Below are 18757 nucleotides of genomic sequence, written 5' to 3'. Positions count from 1 at the left end.
CGATGAACCGCACGGCCTTGTCACTTATAGCGCGCTCAAACGAAACAGAAACGGCGGCCCGCCCTCCTCAATCGAGCTCGAGCTGGTTCACCCGCCAGATATTGCGTGCATATTCGCCGATCGTGCGGTCGGATGAAAACTGCCCCATCCCCGCGACATTCTCGATCGCGCTTTCGGTCCACGCGCGCTTGTCGACGAAGCGCGCATCCACTTCGTCCTGCGCCTTCGCGAATGCGGCGAAGTCGGCCAGCACCATGTAGTGATCGCCCCAGTCGACCAGCGTGTGGAAAATGTCCGAGAAGCGCACCGGATCGTCCGGCGAAAAGAAGCCGCTGCGGATCTGGTCGAGCGCCGTGCGCAGTTCCACGTTTTCCTCGTAGACGTGCCGGGGCCGGTAGCCGCTCGCGCGCAGGTCGTCCACCTCGTCGGCGGTATGGCCGAAGATGAAGATGTTCTCGCGCCCCACCGCGTCGCAGATCTCGATGTTCGCGCCGTCCATCGTGCCGATCGTCAACGCACCGTTGAGCGCGAGCTTCATGTTGCCGGTGCCGGACGCTTCGGTGCCCGCCATCGAAATCTGTTCGGACAGATCGGCCGCCGGAATGATCAGCTCGGCCACGCTCACGCCATAGTTCGGCACGAACACCACTTTCAGACGATCGCCGATCAGCGGATCGTGATTGACCTTCTCGCCGACGTCGCCGATCAGCTTGATGACGGTCTTCGCCATCCGGTACGCGGAGGCGGCCTTGCCCGCGAACATCACGACGCGCGGCACCCAGTCGCGCTCCGGATTCGCGCGAATCTGGTTGTAGCGCACGATCACATGCAGCACGTTCAGCAGTTGCCGCTTGTATTCGTGAATGCGCTTGACCTGCAGGTCGAACAACGCGTCCGGATTGAAATGCTGCCTCGTATGCTGCACGAGCCGTTGCACGAGCCGCAATTTGTTTTGCCGTTTGGCTTCCCGGAAAGCCTCGATGAAGCCGTCGTCGGTGCGCAGATTGCGCAACTGCTCCAGCTCGAACAGATTGCTGCGCCAATGCTTGCCGATCCGTTCGTCGATCAGCGACGACAGCGGCGGACTCGCTTGCGCGAGCCAGCGGCGTGGCGTGATGCCATTGGTCACATTGGTGAAGCGGTCGGGATAGATGCGCGCGAAGTCGGCGAAGATGTCGCGCGTCATCAGTTGCGAATGCAGCTTCGACACGCCGTTCACCTTGTGACTCGCGACGATCGCCAGATACGCCATGCGCACGCGCCGCTGCCCGTACTCGTCGACGAGTGAGATGCGGCGGATCATCTCGGCATCATGACCCGAGTGCTCGCTGACGTGCTTCAGAAACTGCGCGTTGATCTCGAAGATGATCTCGAGATGCCGCGGCAACAGACGCGCGAGCATCTCGACGTCCCACGTTTCGAGCGCTTCGGGCATCAGCGTGTGGTTCGTGTAAGAGAAGATCTGCGTGACGTGTTTCCAGGCCTTGTCCCACGGCAGATGATGGACGTCCACCAGTAGACGCATCAATTCGGGAATCGCCAGTACCGGGTGCGTGTCGTTCAGATGCACCGCGACTTTTTCCGCGAAGCGCCCGAACGTGCTGTGCGTGCGCTGATAGCGGCGAATCAGATCCTGCATGGTCGCCGATACGAAAAAGTATTCCTGGCGCAGCCGCAGTTCGCGGCCGGCCGGCGTGGAGTCGTCGGGATACAGCAGGCGCGAGACATTCTCCGACATGTTCTTCGTGTCGACCGCGTTGCGGTAGTCGCCACGATTGAACGCGCCGAGATCCAGTTCCTCGGTGGCGCGCGCCGACCACAGCCGCAGCGTGTTGGTCGCGTCGGTCGCGTAGCCGGGAATGACGGTGTCGTATGCGGTGGCGTTCACATGTTCGGTGTCGATCCATTCGACCTTTTCGCCGCGCTGCACCGTGCGCCCGCCAAAGTGAACCATGTACTTGATCTCGGGCCGCGGAAACTCCCACGGATTGCCCGCACGCAGCCAGTAGTCCGGCGCTTCGACCTGCTCGCCGTTGACGATTTCCTGACGGAACATCCCGTACTCGTAGCGGATGCCGTAGCCGAAACCCGGGATGCCGAGTGTCGCCATCGAATCGAGAAAGCAGGCCGCTAGCCGGCCGAGACCACCGTTGCCTAGCGCGGCGTCGGGCTCGATATTGACCAGCGCTTCCATATCGACGCCGAGGCTCGCGAGCGCTTCCTTCATCTGGTCGTGAATGCCGAGCGCCAGCAATGCATTTGTAAAGGTCCGGCCGATCAGGAATTCCATCGACAGGTAGTAGACGCGTTTCACGTCCTGCTCGTATTGCAGGCGCGTGGTTTTCATCCAGCGCGCGACCAGCCGGTCGCGCACGGCGAGGGCTGCCGCGTGCAGCCAGTCATGCGGATGCGCGGTGACGGCATCCTTGCCGACGCCGTACATCATGCGATTGGAAATTGAGCGCCGTAGCGCGTCGACGGTACTGTTGAGCTGGTCGAATTCCAGATCGACGGCTGTCATCGAAGCCTCCGGTTAAGAGCGACGCGGCATGCGCGGACCGCACAGGTGACGGACGGGAGGCGCGTGCCGGTCAGGCGGTTTAAGAAACAGAGTAGGACATTTTACGGCTGCCGCACACCGGCGAGCACGAGCGGTTAGTTACGCACGTGCCATGCCCGCAAGCACGGGCGCGTACAGGCCGTTGCGCGCCGATACGACGGCTGCGCGCACGGACGCGGTGCAAATCGGCGCGTGGGCGGCACTGCGGACGTGCATCGCGAGCGCTGAATCCAATCCTAAGCACGACGCGAGTCGCAGCGCGTATTGGATAAACGTGGACCTGCAACAGCATTATTTTTTCGCCGCGTGACGCGCGGATGAACCGGGACGATTGAATCGGCTTCATCGTCGAATCAGGCTGCCTCGTCTGCGGAACAGTGACGCGAGTCACGTGTGACATGGTGCTACGCGCATCCGTTCGAAGCGGCGGGCCGGGGCCGACAGTTAGTTGCGTTCTGGAGCCTGCATTGCATCCGTTCAGGTCAAAGCCCTCACTGTCCGCGCGCCAGCAGGATTTCCACGTCTCTGTAACAATCGCTACATTCCGCCGCGCGACCCGCCTCGCCCTGTCGATCAGCCGACGCGCACGTCATTCCACGCAACTCTGCCGCTCGCGTCGTGTTCTCCAGGGAGCCGCGGCAACGGCATGCATAACCGACGAGCCACGCCTTGTCCGACAAACCCAGCGCCACCGCCGCGCACCCCTTCCCGGCGGACGGCCCGATGTCCGCCGCCAACCGCCGCGCGATGGCCGCGATCATGCTCGCGGTCGCACTCGCCACGCTCGACACCGCGATCGCCAACACCGCCCTGCCCGCCATCGCCGCGGACCTGCATGCGGCGCCCGCGGCGTCGGTGTGGATCATCAACGCGTACCAGCTCGCGATGGTCGCGACGCTGCTGCCGCTCGCCGCGCTCGGCGATATCGTCGGGCATCGGCGCATTTATATCAGCGGCATTGCGCTGTTCACGCTGGCCTCGCTCGCGTGCTCGATGGCCTCGACGCTGCCGCTGCTCGCCGCCGCGCGCGTGCTGCAAGGGCTCGGCGCGAGCGCGATCATGAGCGTGAATACCGCGTTGATCCGCTATCTGTATCCGCCACACCGGCTCGGGCGCGGCCTCGGCACCAATGCGCTGATCGTCGGCGTGTCGTTCGCGGTGGGGCCGACGGTGGCCTCGCTGATCCTGTCGGTGGCCGCGTGGCCGTGGCTGTTCGCCGTCAACGTGCCGCTCGGCGTGCTGGCGTTGGCCTTTGCATGGCCCGCGTTGCCGCACACCGGGCGCGGCAAGCACAATTTCGATCCGGTCGCGGCGCTGCTCAACGTGATCACCTTCGCCGCATTGATTTTCGCGCTCGGCGAGGCGGCCCAGCGCGCGTCGACGCAACTGGTGCTGAGCGCGGCGGCGATCGCGCTGGTCTTCGGCCTGCTGCTGATTCGCCGTGAGTCGGGCCACCCCGCGCCGATGCTGCCGGTCGATCTGTTCAAACGGCCGGTGTTCGCGTTGTCGGCGGTCACGGCCGTGTGCTCGTTCGCGGCGCAGGGTCTCGCGTTCGTCTCGCTGCCGTTCTACTTCGAGGACGTGCTGCATCGCAGCCAGGTCGAAACCGGCTTTCTGATGACGCCGTGGCCCGTGGTGGTTGCGTTGGCCGCGCCGCTCGCGGGCAGTCTGTCGGATCGCTATCCGCCAGGCCTGCTCGGCGCGATCGGGCTGGCGGTGATGTCGGCGGGGATGGCGTCGCTGGCGTTGTTGCCGGTGCATCCGCACGTGCTCGACATCGGCATCCGGATGGCGATTTGCGGCGCGGGCTTCGGCTTCTTCCAGTCCCCGAATCTGAAGGCGTTGATGGCGAGCGCGCCGCCGGAGCGCAGCGGCGGTGCGAGCGGCATCGTCGCGACCGCGCGGCTGCTCGGACAAACCACCGGCGCGGCGCTGGTGGCGTTGAGCTTCGGGATTGCCGGCCGGCATGGTCCGACGCTCGCACTCAGCACCGGCGCGTTCTTCGCCGGCGCGGCGAGCCTCGCGAGCGGACTGCGGCTTTTGGCGCCGTCGCATCGCGCGGGTGCGCATGTGAAGGCGTCGGCGAAATGAAAGAAGCGGGCGCGCTGTGCACAGCGCGCCCGCTTCTTTGCCTGCTTAACCCCTTACCGCTCAGCGCGCCGCGAAATACCCCTTCACGGCGGCGATGAACGTGTCGATGTCGGCGCGCGACACGTCCTTATGCGTGACGAAGCGCGACGCATACAGCATCTGCGTGAGGATGCCGCGCTCCTTGAGCCACGCTTCGAGCGGCACGCAATGCTGCTGCGGAAACTGCGCGAACACCATGTTCGTCGCGACCGACTGCACCTTCACCTGTTCGATCGACTCCAGACCCGCTGCCAGATGCGCTGCGTTCGCGTGGTCGTCGGCGAGACGCTCGACGTTGTGATCCAGCGCATACAGGCACGCCGCCGCCAGCACGCCGGCCTGGCGCATGCCGCCGCCCAGCACCTTGCGCCAGCGGTGCGCCACGTCGATCAGCGCCTGGCTGCCGACCAGCACCGAGCCCACCGGCGCGCCGAGTCCCTTCGAAAAACAGATCGAAACGGAATCGAACAGCTCGCACAACGCCGCGACCGGCTTGCCCGAGGCGACTGCCGCGTTGTAGACGCGCGCGCCGTCGAGGTGAGCCGCGAGGCCCCGCTGACGCGCGAGTTGCACCGCCTCGGCGACGTAACCGGCCGGCAGCACCTTGCCGCCGATGGTGTTTTCCAGCGCCAGCAGACGCGTGCGCGCGAAGTGGCTGTCGATGGGCTTGATCGCGGCGGCGATCTTCTCGAGCGGGATCGAGCCGTCGGCGGCGTTCTCGAGCGGCTGCGGCTGGATGCTGCCGAGCACCGCCGCGCCGCCGCCTTCGTATTTGTACGTGTGCGCCAGTTGGCCGACGATGTATTCGTCGCCGCGCGCGCAGTGCGCCATCAATGCCGCGAGATTGCTTTGCGTGCCGCTCGGGAAGAACAGCCCGGCTTCCTTACCGGCGCGTTCGGCGACCGTGGCTTGCAGACGCAGTACGGTGGGGTCGTCGCCCCAGACGTCGTCGCCGACTTCGGCGGCCGACATGGCCGCGAGCATCGGCGGAGTCGGGCGGGTTACGGTATCGCTGCGCAAATCGATCATTGTGTGTCCCTGTGCGTCCATGAATGACAGCCTATGACCGCCGGCGGCGCGCCCTTCAATTTTGCGGAGAGGGAATGCTGCGTTGGCGGGTCAGCCGTGTATTTTGCTTTTTGCTTTTCGTTTTGTCACTGGTGCAGCGCAGCACCCACCGGCAGGGATGTCCGGTGAACCGAGCGCGGCGGCCCGCTCCCGCGGGATGCGATTGCAGCAAAGCCGGCGCGCTCGCGCCATCAGATTGCGCCAGGAATGCTCTAACGATGCGTCGTCTCGCCGGCGCCCGAGCTTCCACTCACCGCTGCGTGCGGATCGATTTCCGGTCCCATCGTGACGAGCACGCTGCAACTGACCCGGTCCAGCAGCAGGCCGTTGCTCCTGCCGCCCCACCAGCGCGCGAGGCGGCTCGAATGACGATGTCCGACGACGATCAGGTCCACCTTCAGTTCGTTTGCCAGCAGCGGAATCTGATCGAGCGGATCGCCGATGGCGAAATGTCCGCGCGCGATGATTCCGCGCGCGGCGAGCTTCTGCAACCCTTCGTCGAGCAAACTTCTGGCCGAATCGGTGATGAGATCGATCGGCACGGCGGAGGCAACGTCGGCGCCTTGCATCCACGCGAGATTGTTGAGGACGGAGAGCACGTGCACTTCCGCGTGAAGGTCCTGAGCCAGAGAAGCGCCGTCCTTCAATGCGTGCTGTCCCTCCCGGGTTCCGTCGTAACAGAGAAGAATGCGGTTGAATGTCGGCATGTCATTTCTCCCTGTGCTTTGCGTTTGCGAAACGCGACAGCACGGCAACCCGCAACTCAAACGACAGAGGCGAAAACGGATCCGCCACGCTCGACGCCAACAGCTGCATAGCCGCAAGGCCAGCACATTCCCAGTTCATTGTATGTCACTTTGTGACATATGAGCCGCCTGGCATCCGAAGGTGAAAATGGGTGCAAGAAAACTCGGCGGGCAATGCTCAATTGTCATTGCTCCAGGTCGCGCATCGCTGAACTTGATCTGCAGGACGAGACGACATTGCCGCTCACCCTTGAACCGGTCAGGAGTCAGTTTTTATATCACAATGCAATATAATCACCGCCACAGGGCACGCGCGTCGCCAGGGTTTCCCCGGTCATGCCGGCCCGCATCATCAACTCCTTTTCCTGTCCAGATCTTGTCCCGCTCCATTGCCCTGCGCTGGCTTGCCAGCTTCATTCCCGCACCGGTCGCCGTGAAATGGCAGGAGCGCGGCCGCTCGTGCCTCGGCGCGCTGCTCGGCATCGCATTCACTGGCGGTTCCATGTATCTGCTGCTCGGGCCGGCGGCGAGCATCCCGCTGCTCGTCGCGCCGATGGGCGCATCCGCCGTGCTGTTGTTTGCCGTGCCCGCCAGTCCGCTCGCGCAGCCCTGGTCGATCATCGGAGGCAATCTGGTGGCGGCGACGATCGGCGTGACCTGTGCCCATGCAATCGCCGATCCGACCCTCGCCGCCGCGCTGGCGGTCGCGCTGTCGATCGGCGGGATGTTCGCGCTGCGCTGCGTTCACCCGCCTTCGGGCGCGGTCGCATTGACGGCGGTGGTGGGTGGACCGGCCATTCACGCGCTGGGCTACCGGTTCGTGCTGGAGCCGATTGCGATCCAGTCGGTTGCGCTGCTCGCCGCGGCGCTCGCCTACCACGCCGTCACCGGCCACCGCTACCCGCACGCGGGGCGGCAGAACCGCAGCGCCCCGGTCGACGACGCGTCGCGCGGCGGCTTCACCCGGGCCGATCTCGACACGGTTTTGAAGCGCCGTGGCGAAATGCTGGACATCGACCCGGACGACCTCGAATCGCTGCTGCGCGACACGCAGCTTCAGGCCTTTTCGCGCAGCTTCAACGAGCTGAGCTGCGAAGACATCATGTCCCGCCATGTGGTGACGGTCTCCGTGACCACGCGTGCGACGACCGCGTGGGGCCTGTTGAAACGCAACAAGGTCAAGGCGCTCCCCGTTATCGATGCCGGCCAGAACCTGATCGGCATCGTGACGCGAACCGACCTCGTCGATAAGCGGGTTTTCAGCAAGTTCGCGCCGATCATCACGCAGATCGACAGCTGGCTGCGCGGCGACCCGCGCCGTCCTCCGAGCGTCGGCCACGTGATGAGTACCGAGGTCCGCACCATCGCGGCCACGGCGCCGATCACCGACCTCGTGCCGATGTTCGCCCATCACGGCCACCACCACATTCCGGTGCTCGATGCCGGCGGGCATTTGATCGGCATGATTACGCAGGTGGACCTGATCTCCGGCCTCTACCGGCAAACCGTGATGAAGGCTCAGCAGACTGCCTGACGGCATCCGGCAGCAGGAACAAATACATCACTTTGTGATATATTCAGCGTTTCATCTGCATGCACAGGCCTCCCATGAAAGTACGGACTCGCGGACTGACGAAACCCGACTTCGAGCAACTCTCGGAGTTTCGCTATCAGATGCGGCGCTTCGAGCGCTTCTCCGAACAGGCCGCCCAGAGCGAGGGCATCACGCCGTTGCAGTATCTGTTGCTGCTGCATATCAAGGGGTACCCCGGGCGCGACTGGGCGAGCGTCGGCGAGCTCGCCGAGCGCCTGCAGTCGCAGCATCACGGCGTCGTCGCGCTGGTGTCGCGCTGCGAGGCGCTCAATCTGGTGCGCCGCCAGGTCAGCGAAACCGATCGCCGGCAGGTGGAAGTGCACCTTGAAAAAGCGGGCGAACGCGTGCTCGCGAGACTCGCGGAACTGCACCGCGCCGAATTGAAATCGCTCGAAGGCGCTTTCCAGATTCCACAGATCGACCTCGACTAATCATGAGCATGGATTCCCATAAGCGTGACTTTTCGGCTAACACCCGGCTGCCTGGCATTTTTGCGCTGGCCGCGTGCATCGGCATAGTCAGCACGCTGGCTGCATTCGTGTTGCTGAACCTGATTCATCTGTTCACCAATCTGTTCTTCTTCGGCACGCTGTCGTTCGCCGAACGTTCGCCCGCCGAAAACACACTCGGCCTATGGGTGATCGGCGTGCCGGTGATCGGCGGCCTGATCGTCGGGCTGATGGCGCGATACGGTTCGGAGAAAATTCGCGGACACGGCATTCCCGAGGCGATCGAAGCGATCCTGTTCGGCAAGAGCAGGATGTCGCCGAAGGTGGCGGTGCTCAAGCCGCTGTCGTCAGGCATCGTGATCGGCAGCGGCGGCCCGTTCGGCGCGGAAGGTCCTATCATCATGACCGGCGGCGCACTCGGCTCGCTGATCGCGCAATGCGTCAAGGTCACGGCGGCGGAACGCAAGACGCTGCTGGTGGCGGGCGCCGCTGCCGGTATGACCGCCGTGTTCGGCACGCCGGTGGCGGCCGTGCTGCTCGCGGTCGAACTGCTGCTGTTCGAGTGGCGCCCGCGCAGCTTCCTGCCGGTGGCGGTAGCCTGTGCGGTCGCCGGTTTCGCCCGCGCGCTGTTCTTCGGCACGGGCCCGTTGTTCCCGCTCGAAACGGCCGCACCGGATAGCTGGTCGCTGCTGTCCTGCGTGATCGCCGGGCTGCTGTCCGGCGCGTTGGCCTCCGGACTTTCCGCGGCGCTGTACAAGACGGAAGACCTGTTCGGCAAACTGCCGATCCACTGGATGTGGTGGCCCGCGTTGGGCGGGATCGTGGTCGGCATCGGCGGATGGCTCGAACCGCGCGCACTCGGTGTCGGCTACGACGTGATCGGCGATCTGCTGCATCAGCACATCGCGTTGCAGGTCGCACTCCTGCTGCTGGCGGTGAAGGCCGTCATGTGGGTCGTCGCGCTCGGCTCCGGCACCTCGGGCGGCGTACTCGCGCCGCTGCTGATGCTCGGCGCCGGGCTCGGCGCGGTGCTCTCGCACTGGCTGCCTGGCAACCAGCCGGCGTTGTGGCCGCTCGTCTGCATGGCCGCCACGCTCGGCGCCACCCTCGGTGCACCGTTGACGGCCATCGTGTTCGCCTTCGGTCTCACTCATGACAGCAACGCGCTGCTGCCGCTCCTGACCGCGACGCTGATCGCACACGGCTTTTCCACCGTGGTGATGCGTCGCTCGATCATGACCGAGAAAATCGCACGCCGTGGTTATCACATCTATCGCGAGTATGGCGTCGACCCGCTCGAGCGTCATTACGTCGACGAGGTGATGACGACCACGGTCGAATCGATCGATGCTGACATGACGGCCGGCGACGCGCTGACGGCGTTTTTCGGCGCCAGCCAGCTGCGCCGGGCCTATCCCGTGGTCCGTGACGGCGCGGTGATCGGCGTGGCCGACCGCGCCATGCTCGAACGCTTGTGCGCCGAAGACGGTGAAAGCAAAGCGGCGAAACGCGCGCTGAAGCTCACCGATGTGTTCGGCCAGACCACCCCGGCCTCCGCGTTGCCGTCGGAAACCTGTCGTCTCGTCGCGACGCGGCTGGCCGTGCACAATCTCGAACGATTGCCCGTGGTGGCCGACCACAAGAGCATGCGCCTCGTTGGCATCGTGTCGCGTAGTGATCTGGTCAAACCGTCGCTCAGCCATTTCGAAGAAGAGCATAAGCGGGAGCGTTTTCGGCGCCTGACACCGGCGCGCGGCAAGCGGCGCTTTGCGCCGGTTCGCAGAGCGGGCTGACACAGGCACATTGGAATCGAGGCCGCTTGCGGCCTGCCGGTTACGCGGTGCGGCGCTATTTGCCCGCGCCGCGCTCGCTTGCGCAACTCAGCACGAGTGTGTCATCCCATCTCACTGCGGGGCCGAGTGCGGCGGTGTGGAACTCGGCCCCGTCGCAACGCCACTCGGCCACGAAGTCATTGCTGCACGCCGCCACGCGGCCTTTGCGCGGCGCGCGCGGCGAATATTCGCATGTCGTCCGGCCGTCGCATCGATGCGCCAGGTCATGGGTGACGTTGCCGTGTAGCGCTCCGCAGTTCTGGCCGTACGTGCCCGATACGATGCGGATAGTTCGCCCTTCCGCTTTCGTTTCCCGGCTTGCAACCAGAACGCAGATGACCGACACGGTCAACATACAGCGAATGCTTCCGCCAGGGAAAGCCCTTTTCCCGCACGGATACTTAGGGACGCTGATCATTTCTCACCTCCCTGCAAATCACATAGCGAACCGAACTGCACCGGTTAACAACGGCCGACGCCGTTACGCTCACCAATCAGACTTGCCAGCACAGCAGCGACCACCCGGTCGCATCGAGCGCCGCCGAACTCGAACAGGTCCCGTTCGATCGAATCGACTTCCCGAGCCAGCGATTCGCGCAGCAGATTTCTCGCGCGAAAATGCCGGCTGCGCACCGTCGCCTCCGGAATCGCGAGACATTGCGCGGTTTCCTCGATGCTCATTTCCTCGACCGAGCGCAGCACGAAGACGACGCGGAACACATCGGGCAGTTCGTCCAGTTTGCGTTCGAGCAACGCGCGTAATTCAGCGCGCGCCGCCGCTCTGTCCGGGGAATTCGAATCGTCTGCTTTCATCACGTCGAAGTCGGCATACATGCCGGGGTCCACCATCGGAATCACGTTCTGACGCCTGGCCTCGCGGCGCAAACGGCCAAAGCATTCGTTGAGCACCAGCCGCGACAGCCACGTGAGGAGCGCGGACTCGCCGCGAAACTGGCTGATCGATCGATATGCCGAGAGATACGCTTCCTGCAACGCGTCCTCGGCCTCGGCGTCGTTATGGAGTGTTGCGCGCGCCAGACGATACAGACGCCGGTTGTGCCGGCGCATCAACTGTTCGAACGCGGATAAGTCGCCGGCAACGACGCGGCCCACGATCGACAGATCATCGACCGCTGGAGATGCCCAACGTGTTACAGCGCGCTGTCCGTCATAGCGCGCCCGTCAGGTTGTATCACCGGACATTCAGTGTGCCATGCATCGTCGGATGGAAGTTGCACAGATACGGATAGCTGCCCGGCTTGCTCGCCACGTAACTCCATGAAGCGTTCGGCGCGATGCTGCCCGAATCGCTGCGCTCTGAGGATCGGTGGGGCCGGCGCTTTGCGCATGGCCAGCCTGGCTGGCCAGAGTCAGCGCCCCGAACAGAGTAACGTTGAGCCACTTCATGAGGTGTCTCCCGGATGATCGTCGCGCGCCTGGCTGGCGGTCGCAGTCCAGATCCGATGCGATCGTTGATATGGACCTGGATGTCACCGGGAGGAGCCCTGTTTCCGCATGCTTCACGCGCTTCACGCGCTTCATGCGCTTCATGCGTTGAGTGCGACGGCTACGGGCTCCGGTAGCCGCACGCAATGCTTCAAACCCGCTTGCGCGCCACGCCGATGCGTTCATCGACGCAGTGCCAAAACACGCCACGCGCAAACCGGGCTACGAAAGCTCATCCACCTGTTTTCGGCAGCCAGGTGAGTGGGTCGACAGGTTGACCGTTGTAGCGGACTTCGAACTGGACCGACGCGACGCCGCGGCTATCCACCCCTACCTCGCCGATGGTCTGCCCTTGTGCGACCGCGTCGCCTTCCTTGACGAGCAGCGTGCTGTTCTGACCGTACGCGGTGATCAGCGAGTCGTCATGCTTGATGATGATGAGCGGACCATACGCTTCGATACCGGAGCCTGCGTAGACCACGCGGCCGGTCGCAGCGGCTTTGACCGGATCGCCGGGGCGCCCGCCGATCACGATGCCGTTCGACTTACCCTGCGCGAAGGCTTTCAGGATCGGCCCGCGCAGCGGCCATTGCAGCACGCCCTGCTGGGGACCGGCGGAGGCGGTGGGCGCAGCGGGCGCAGCACCCGGCGCGGCCGGGGCAACGCCGACCGGCGGCGTGACGACGCTGCCGGAGGCCATCGGCGGAGACACGCGCAATACCTGGCCCGGCGTGACCGGTGAGTTGACCGCGAGACCGTTCCACGCGGCGATCTCCTGCGGCTTGCGGCCATACGCCGACGCGATGCCGCCAATCGTATCGCCCGCATTGACCCGGTAGAAACCGGCGGGAACCGGCACCGTGCTGAGGGTGGTCGGGCTGGACGGCGCGCTGCTGTAGAACGGCGTGCTCTCCCACGGCATCGACGTGCAGCCGCCGAACATCACGCTGAGCGCGGCCACTGTCAGCCAGCGCGTCCCCGCCAATTGCCATTGTCTTGTCATGTGATTTTCCTCGACACCTGTTTCAATCGGATTCAATCGATGCCCAAGCATTTACCGTGCCGCCGTGTCTCGCGGACTGGCGCGGCAATGGCTCTCCATTATGCCGCCATGCCCACGGGCGACGGTGTGGGCATGGCCTCAAACCTGCCGAAGTTCGTTCAGACGCTGCCCTGCGCTTCGACCACCAGGATGCGCGCCGCGCCGATCGGATGAGCCACGTGCTCGGTGCCTACCGACGCGTAGAACACATCGCCCGTTTCCAGCACGGCCGAGCGCTCGACGCCGTCCTCGCGATAGCGCATCTCGACGCGGCCATCGAGCACGGCGAACACTTCCTCGCCGTCGTTGACGTGCCACTTGTACGGCTGATCGGTCCAATGCAGGCGCGTCGTGATGCCGTTCATGCTGGCGATGTCGAGCGCGCCCCAGGGACGCGTCGCGGTAAAGCTCTTGCTGCGGATGATCTTCATGGTCAAAGGGCAGTTGAGAAAAACGGACGCCGCCAAGCGCTTTCCTCGCGCGCATACCGCAGCGGCGCAAGCTGGCGCAACAGTCTTTCGACTGGCCCCATTATAGGTCGGACAGCGGGTCGGACAGCGGGTCGGACCGCTCTGGCGCCCTCCGCGACAAGGTCACCTGACCCATTCGTGTGATTATTGAAACCTTTGAGGCCTCGCCTATACTCCCTCAAGCTGCGCGGAGCACACCCTGCGCCTACGTCTGGATCCTGCGAGGAGCGGAGCATGAACAAAGCCACCTTTCTGGCCGTGCAACTGAACGTCGACGATGTTGCGGCGTCGCCCGGTCTGGTCGAGTTGCTGAATACGCACCTCGTTTTCGCCGCCGACGTGGCCGAAGCCGCCGACGCCCTGGTGCAACTGGCCAGCATCGCGGGGCTATCGAGCGGCGTCGAAGCCAGCGTCGAGATTCCGGCGTTGGCGATCGAGCGGCTGCGCGAGGCGCTGGACAACCTGAGCGGCTACGACGAATCCTGGCTGCTCGCCCTGGAACCCAGCCGCGCACTCTTCGATGAAATCGGCCGCCGGCATCGTACGTTGCATTAGCGGGGGTGTTTGCGAAGTGCCTATACATCCCGCGCTGTCGCTCGCTTCACCAGCTGCGCGGAGGGAGCGCTGCAGGCAGGCGTAGGCGGACAGCACGCGCGGGCCGGTCCGGTGACTCAATCTGGCTGCCGGCCAAGGGATCAAGCCCTTGTCCAATCGCAGACAGCCGCATTGGAGCCTCGACCGAGACTGGCCCAGCGCCGTAAACGACAAAACGCCATCCAGCAAAGCGGATGGCGTTTTTTTATTGCTCGCCGCCTTATCGATCAGGCGGCGCCTTCATGAGCTTCGGCGCAGCTTAGTTGCCGAAGTAGACCGAGTTGCGGTCGGTGTTGCTCACCGGACGGCCGGCTTGCGAGGTGCCAGCCATCGGCGCGCCGTAGCCGCTGTTCGCAGCTTGAGCCGTACCGTTTTGTGCATCGACGCGCGCTTGCGCAGCCTGGATGCTCGCCGGGTAAGCGAAGTTGTCGTTCGACGGGTTGTAGCCGGCCTTTTCGAGCTGCACCAGTTCAGCGCGAACCTGAGCGCGCGTGACCGGCTGATTCGATTGGGCGAACGACGCGACAGGAGCAACCAGAGCGGCGGCGACGACAACTGCAGAGATCAGGGTCTTCATGATTAAACCTCCATAACTTGTTGTGTAGTGCGCTTTGGGTTTGTTCTCCTGCAGCGCTTGAAAACAAGTTTAGAAGGGTTGATACCTAGGGTAAACACCTAAAACAACGAAACTCTATTGTCGTTTTTGCAATAGTGTTGAAATCATGAACCAGTATGCGAAATGGTTCAGCGAATTCCAGCAACAATATGCGGCGGCCGGCATTCGAACAACGACGCGACCCGCCCTGCCCTACGACGAAGGCGCGGCAGGTCGCGATTCGAACGATCAGCTCCAGTTCGCGTGGAAGCTGCCCGGCTTATCGGTGCGCTCGAACGTATGCGCGCCGAAGAAGTCGCGCTGCGCCTGCACGAGGTTCGCCGGCAGGCGTTCCGAGCGATACGCATCGAAATACGCCACCGCCGACGCGAAAGCCGGCACCGGCACACCCGCATTGATCGCGGCCACCACGACCTCGCGCAATGCCGACTGGTAGTTCTTCGCGATGTCGCGGAAGTACGGATCGAGCAGCAGATTCGCGATCGCTTTGTCCATTGTGTAGGCGTCCGTGATCTTCTGCAGGAAACGGGCGCGGATGATGCAGCCGGCGCGGAAGATCTTCGCGATCGTGCCGAAATCCAGGTCCCACTTGTACTCTTGCGACGCGGCGCGCAGTTGCGCGAAGCCTTGCGCGTACGAAATCACCTTGCTGAAGTACAGCGCGCGGCGCACCGCTTCGATGAACGCGTCGCGCTTGCCACCCTCGAGCGGCTTCGCCTGCGGCCCCTCCAGCACCTTGCTCGCGGCCACGCGCTGATCCTTCAGCGACGACAGCACACGCGCGAACACGGCCTCGGTGATCAGCGGCAGCGGCGCGCCGAGGTCGAGCGCGTTCTGGCTGGTCCACTTGCCGGTGCCCTTCTGCGCGGCGCGGTCGAGAATCACGTCGACCAGATCCTTGCCGGTTTCCTCGTCCTTCTTGCCGAAGATCTTCGAGGTGATTTCGATCAGATAGCTGTCGAGCTCGCCCTGATTCCACTCGGTGTAGACCTTGCCCAACTCTTCGTTCGACAAGCCGACGACCTGCTTGAGCACCGCATAACTTTCGGCAATCAGCTGCATGTCGCCGTATTCGATGCCGTTGTGCACCATCTTCACGAAGTGGCCCGCGCCATCCGGACCCATGTAGGCGACGCACGGCTCGCCGTCCGGCGCCTTCGCGGCGATTTCGGTGAGGATCGGGGCGACCAGGTCGTACGCTTCGCGCTGGCCGCCCGGCATGATCGAGGGGCCCTTCAGCGCGCCTTCCTCACCACCGGAGACGCCGGTGCCGATGAAATGCAGACCGGCCTTCGCGAGTTCCTGATTGCGGCGGATGGTGTCGGTGAAATGCGTGTTGCCGCCGTCGATCAGAATGTCGCCCTTGTCGAGCAGCGGCTTGAGCGAGGCGATGGTGGCGTCGGTGCCTTCACCGGCCTTGACCATCAGCAGAATGCGGCGCGGCTTTTCCAGCGACTCCACGAAGTCTTCCAGCGTGAAGGCCGGCACCAGCTTCTTGTCCGGATATTCGGCGATGAGTTCGTCGGTTTTCTCGCGGCTACGGTTGTACACCGACACCGCGTGGCCGCGGCTCTCGATGTTGAGCGCCAGATTGCGGCCCATGACCGCCAGCCCCACCACGCCGATTGCCTGTTTGCCCATGTGAATTCTCCAGAGTCCAAAAATGTCGTGACGCCGCGCCGGAAGGAAGGTCGGCGCGGCGTCGAGGGTGAAAGGATAAAAGAAATGCGCACTTGCCGCTCGTTGGCGGACAACGGGCGGTGTGTTCCACTGCATGCGGCCGGCGCGGCACCGCTTCATGATTCGCTTTGCGGCGCCCTTCATGAAGCCTCGATGCGTGCCGCCACGTCGCCGCGACTCATGAAGCAGGCCGGTTTCCGCCCGCGGAAAAACCGTTTGCCGGAGCCGCGCCGTGGCCGAATCCGACGTTCGTCAGACCTGCGCCGCGTCCGGGCGTTTCCTGAACACTAGGCTGAAATTGTTGGCCGGCATCGCGATCGGCTCGTCGCACGCGAAGCCGACCGACGCGCCCAGCGCAATCACGGCTTCCATGTCGCGCACGCCCCACTCGGGGTCGCGGCTGCGCAACTGCTGATCGAACGCGTCATTGCTCGGCGCCGTATGCGCACCCCCGCGTTTGTACGGACCATACAGATACAGTACACCGCCATCGACGAGACGGCGGCTCGCGCCGGCGAACAGCGCCTCGGCCGCGCTCCACGGCGAGATGTGAATCATGTTGACGCAGATCACCGCGTCGAGCGCAGCATCCACGCCCCAGTCCGGTTGATGCACGTCCAGAGCGAGCGGCGCGCGCACGTTGCGCAGACCCTCGTGCGCGATCCACGCGGCAATCGACGCGCGCGCGTCGGCGTCGGCGTCGCTCGGCTGCCAGTCCAGCCCGGGCAGCGCGCGGGCGAAGCACATCGCGTGCTGGCCCGTGCCGCTCGCGATTTCGAGCACGCGGCCGGTGGCCGGCAGCGTGTCGCGCAGCACGGCGAGGATCGGTTCGCGATTGCGCTCCGCGGAAGGCGAACGTTGCCGCAGCGCCGGATGGGAATCAGTCATGGTTGGATTGTGTGTCAATAGAGGGTCGTGCGCACGCGTTCGGCGAACTCGCGGTCGTAGGTGGCGGCGTCGAAGCCGGCGCCGTTCAGGCGCCGATGAATCTCGCCCGCGCTCGGCAACTGCGAGCGTCCGACGTGCCGCGCCGGGTCCCACAGCTTCGAACGCACGAGCGCCTTCGAGCAGTGAAAATACACCGAGTCGACGTCGATCAGCAGCACGGTGCGCGGCAGCTTACCTTCGACGGCGAAACTGTCCAGCCATTCGGGGTCGCTGGTAATCCGCCCGCGGCCATTCACGCGCAAACTTTCGCCGACGCCGGGAATGATGAACAGCAACGCCAGCCGCGGCTCGACGATGATATTGCGCAGACTGTCGAGGCGATTGTTGCCGATGCGGTCCGGCAGCGCGAGCGTGCGTTCGTCGACGACCCGCACGAAGCCCGGCGCGTCGCCGCGCGGCGAACAGTCGAGGCCGTCCGGACCGGCGGTGGCCAGCACGGCGAACGGCGCGACTTCGATGAACGCGCGATAGTCTTCGTTGACGTACGCGATCTCCTTGCGCAGCGCGCGCTCGTGCGGCTGGCCGTAGAGGGCTTCGAGCTGTTCGATCGTGGTCAACATCGGCGTTTCCTTTCGAGTTGCGTTGTTATTCGGGGCGACTCACGAGCAGCACGCGAGCGGCACGCGCGGCAGAAGCGAAGCGGCTTGTCGGAGCAGCCCAATGCGCGCATCACCCTGCACGCCGCCGCTCCGCGCATGCCTCTCGTTCAATCCAGCGCCAGCCGGCCGGCCAGCGCGCTCAGCGTGTCCCCGCAAGGCGCGGCGAGCTTCAACGACAGCAACGGATCGGCGCGCGTGCGCCCCAGATTGATCGCGGCGATCGGCTTGCCCTGCCTCTGCGCCCACACGCAGAAGCGATAACCGGAATACACCATCAGCGACGAGCCGGCTACCAGCAACGCATCCGCCGCATCGAGCGCGTGCGAGGCCGCTTCGACGCGCTCCTTCGGCACGCTTTCGCCGAAGAACACCACGGCCGGCTTCAGCAGACCGCCGCAGTTCGGACACGCCGGAATGCGGAAGCCGCCGAGACCGTGCCATTCGAGATGCGCGTCGCCATCGGCGGCGGTTTCGGCGCTCACGTCCAGCAGCGCAGGATTGTCCGCTTCCAGCACCTGCTGAATCGACGCGCGCGCATGCTGCAACCCGCAATCGAGGCACGTCACGCCGTCGATGCCGCCATGCAGTTCGATCACCGCGCGGCTGCCCGCGCGCTGATGCAGGCCGTCGACGTTCTGCGTCACCAGCGTCGGCACGTGGCCGGCCGCTTCGAGCCGGGCCAGAGCGGTATGCGCGGCGTTCGGCTGCGCCCGCGCGACCACCGGCCAGCCGACCATGCTGCGCGCCCAGTAGCGCTGGCGCATCGCGAGCGTGCCGAGGAACTCCTGCAGTGTGATCGGCGGCGAGCGCTTCCACTCGCCGTTGTCGTCGCGATAGCCGGGGATGCCCGAGTCGGTGCTGATGCCCGCGCCGGTCAGCACGAACAGGCGCGGATAACGCTGCACGAAGCGATGCAGGTCGTCGAGCGTGTGCGAGTCAGGCAAAGGTTCGAGTGGCGCGGGCTGAAGATCGGTCATGACGGA

At 64.7% G+C, this 18757-nt stretch carries 15 protein-coding genes and 1 pseudogene; 5 read left to right on the top strand and 11 right to left on the bottom strand.

Translation table 11 applies throughout. The annotated features are described in order from the left end of the window. Window positions 1-67 precede the first annotated feature (67 nt). Window positions 68-2521 carry a glycogen/starch/alpha-glucan phosphorylase gene (locus ACZ9H4_RS18250; protein ID WP_408142877.1) on the bottom strand — a complete coding sequence of 818 codons (2454 nt, stop codon included), beginning with the start codon at window positions 2519-2521 and terminating at the stop codon, window positions 68-70. Window positions 2522-3283: 762 nt separating this feature from the next. Here ACZ9H4_RS18250 and ACZ9H4_RS18245 point away from each other — a divergent pair. Next, window positions 3284-4651 (top strand): MFS transporter, encoded by a 1368-nt coding sequence (locus ACZ9H4_RS18245; RefSeq protein ID WP_408142892.1) that lies wholly within the window; start codon window positions 3284-3286, stop codon window positions 4649-4651. Between the two features lie 60 nt (window positions 4652-4711). On the opposite strand, the gene ltaE is transcribed toward ACZ9H4_RS18245, so the two are convergent. Beyond that, entirely contained in the window at window positions 4712-5719 is a 1008-nt protein-coding gene (ltaE, locus tag ACZ9H4_RS18240; RefSeq protein ID WP_476120385.1) for a low-specificity L-threonine aldolase, read from the bottom strand. 251 nt (window positions 5720-5970) lie between these two features. Further along, entirely contained in the window at window positions 5971-6465 is a 495-nt protein-coding gene (locus tag ACZ9H4_RS18235) for a universal stress protein (RefSeq protein WP_476120111.1), read from the bottom strand. Between the two features lie 415 nt (window positions 6466-6880). On the opposite strand from ACZ9H4_RS18235, the gene ACZ9H4_RS18230 reads away from it, so the two are divergent. The 3 genes from ACZ9H4_RS18230 (at window position 6881) to ACZ9H4_RS18220 (ending at window position 10340) form a co-directional block, all read left to right on the top strand. After that, window positions 6881-8038 carry an HPP family protein gene (locus tag ACZ9H4_RS18230; RefSeq protein WP_408149078.1) on the top strand — a complete coding sequence of 386 codons (1158 nt, stop codon included), beginning with the start codon at window positions 6881-6883 and terminating at the stop codon, window positions 8036-8038. A gap of 74 nt (window positions 8039-8112) precedes the next feature. Further along, window positions 8113-8529, top strand: a complete 417-nt coding sequence (locus ACZ9H4_RS18225; RefSeq protein WP_408149063.1) for a MarR family winged helix-turn-helix transcriptional regulator — start codon at window positions 8113-8115, stop codon at window positions 8527-8529. Between the two features lie 2 nt (window positions 8530-8531). Next, on the top strand, window positions 8532-10340 hold the full coding sequence (locus ACZ9H4_RS18220; RefSeq protein WP_476120109.1) for a chloride channel protein: 1809 nt from the start codon (window positions 8532-8534) through the stop codon (window positions 10338-10340). Window positions 10341-10841: 501 nt separating this feature from the next. Here the strand turns inward: ACZ9H4_RS18220 and ACZ9H4_RS18215 are convergent. The 3 genes and pseudogenes from ACZ9H4_RS18215 to ACZ9H4_RS18205 form a co-directional block, all read right to left on the bottom strand. Then, window positions 10842-11519, bottom strand: a pseudogene (locus tag ACZ9H4_RS18215) (RNA polymerase sigma factor); the annotation flags it as partial. Window positions 11520-12057: 538 nt separating this feature from the next. Next, window positions 12058-12828, bottom strand: a complete 771-nt coding sequence (locus ACZ9H4_RS18210; RefSeq protein WP_476120107.1) for a peptidoglycan DD-metalloendopeptidase family protein — start codon at window positions 12826-12828, stop codon at window positions 12058-12060. Window positions 12829-12986: 158 nt separating this feature from the next. Beyond that, window positions 12987-13298 (bottom strand): cupin domain-containing protein, encoded by a 312-nt coding sequence (locus ACZ9H4_RS18205; protein ID WP_168662846.1) that lies wholly within the window; start codon window positions 13296-13298, stop codon window positions 12987-12989. Between the two features lie 273 nt (window positions 13299-13571). Between ACZ9H4_RS18205 and ACZ9H4_RS18200 the strand changes: the two genes are divergently transcribed. After that, on the top strand, window positions 13572-13892 hold the full coding sequence (locus ACZ9H4_RS18200) for a hypothetical protein (RefSeq protein ID WP_054041885.1): 321 nt from the start codon (window positions 13572-13574) through the stop codon (window positions 13890-13892). 298 nt (window positions 13893-14190) lie between these two features. Here the strand turns inward: ACZ9H4_RS18200 and ACZ9H4_RS18195 are convergent, their stop codons facing one another. From ACZ9H4_RS18195 to ACZ9H4_RS18175, 5 genes are all read right to left on the bottom strand, one after another. Further along, window positions 14191-14508, bottom strand: a complete 318-nt coding sequence (locus ACZ9H4_RS18195) for a DUF4148 domain-containing protein (RefSeq protein ID WP_408156167.1) — start codon at window positions 14506-14508, stop codon at window positions 14191-14193. A gap of 267 nt (window positions 14509-14775) precedes the next feature. Next, window positions 14776-16188 carry an NADP-dependent phosphogluconate dehydrogenase gene (gndA, locus tag ACZ9H4_RS18190; protein WP_476120104.1) on the bottom strand — a complete coding sequence of 471 codons (1413 nt, stop codon included), beginning with the start codon at window positions 16186-16188 and terminating at the stop codon, window positions 14776-14778. A gap of 291 nt (window positions 16189-16479) precedes the next feature. Continuing rightward, window positions 16480-17115, bottom strand: coding sequence for a DUF938 domain-containing protein (locus ACZ9H4_RS18185; RefSeq protein WP_408149051.1), 636 nt, complete (start codon window positions 17113-17115; stop codon window positions 16480-16482). A 14-nt stretch (window positions 17116-17129) separates the two neighbouring features. Further along, window positions 17130-17735, bottom strand: coding sequence for a pyridoxamine 5'-phosphate oxidase family protein (locus tag ACZ9H4_RS18180; RefSeq protein WP_476120102.1), 606 nt, complete (start codon window positions 17733-17735; stop codon window positions 17130-17132). Between the two features lie 146 nt (window positions 17736-17881). Beyond that, complete coding sequence (locus ACZ9H4_RS18175; RefSeq protein WP_408327341.1) at window positions 17882-18751, bottom strand: NAD-dependent protein deacetylase; 870 nt, start codon at window positions 18749-18751, stop codon at window positions 17882-17884. Window positions 18752-18757: the final 6 nt, after the last annotated feature.

The sequence above is a fragment of the Paraburkholderia sp. TE9906 genome, assembly GCF_056279605.1.
The sequence above is the reverse complement of the archived record's forward strand: the minus strand, read 5'-3'. Positions and strand labels throughout refer to the sequence as shown.

Coding starts and splice junctions, on each gene's coding strand:
- ACZ9H4_RS18250 (WP_408142877.1), bottom strand. CDS start 2,521: ATGACAGCCGTCGATCTGGAATTCGACCAGCTCAACAGTACCGTCGAC.
- ACZ9H4_RS18180 (WP_476120102.1), bottom strand. CDS start 17,735: ATGTTGACCACGATCGAACAGCTCGAAGCCCTCTACGGCCAGCCGCAC.
- ACZ9H4_RS18245 (WP_408142892.1), top strand. CDS start 3,284: ATGTCCGCCGCCAACCGCCGCGCGATGGCCGCGATCATGCTCGCGGTC.
- ACZ9H4_RS18225 (WP_408149063.1), top strand. CDS start 8,113: ATGAAAGTACGGACTCGCGGACTGACGAAACCCGACTTCGAGCAACTC.
- ltaE (WP_476120385.1), bottom strand. CDS start 5,719: ATGATCGATTTGCGCAGCGATACCGTAACCCGCCCGACTCCGCCGATG.
- ACZ9H4_RS18175 (WP_408327341.1), bottom strand. CDS start 18,751: ATGACCGATCTTCAGCCCGCGCCACTCGAACCTTTGCCTGACTCGCAC.
- ACZ9H4_RS18195 (WP_408156167.1), bottom strand. CDS start 14,508: ATGAAGACCCTGATCTCTGCAGTTGTCGTCGCCGCCGCTCTGGTTGCT.
- ACZ9H4_RS18235 (WP_476120111.1), bottom strand. CDS start 6,465: ATGCCGACATTCAACCGCATTCTTCTCTGTTACGACGGAACCCGGGAG.
- gndA (WP_476120104.1), bottom strand. CDS start 16,188: ATGGGCAAACAGGCAATCGGCGTGGTGGGGCTGGCGGTCATGGGCCGC.
- ACZ9H4_RS18185 (WP_408149051.1), bottom strand. CDS start 17,115: ATGACTGATTCCCATCCGGCGCTGCGGCAACGTTCGCCTTCCGCGGAG.
- ACZ9H4_RS18205 (WP_168662846.1), bottom strand. CDS start 13,298: ATGAAGATCATCCGCAGCAAGAGCTTTACCGCGACGCGTCCCTGGGGC.
- ACZ9H4_RS18200 (WP_054041885.1), top strand. CDS start 13,572: ATGAACAAAGCCACCTTTCTGGCCGTGCAACTGAACGTCGACGATGTT.
- ACZ9H4_RS18210 (WP_476120107.1), bottom strand. CDS start 12,828: ATGACAAGACAATGGCAATTGGCGGGGACGCGCTGGCTGACAGTGGCC.
- ACZ9H4_RS18220 (WP_476120109.1), top strand. CDS start 8,532: ATGAGCATGGATTCCCATAAGCGTGACTTTTCGGCTAACACCCGGCTG.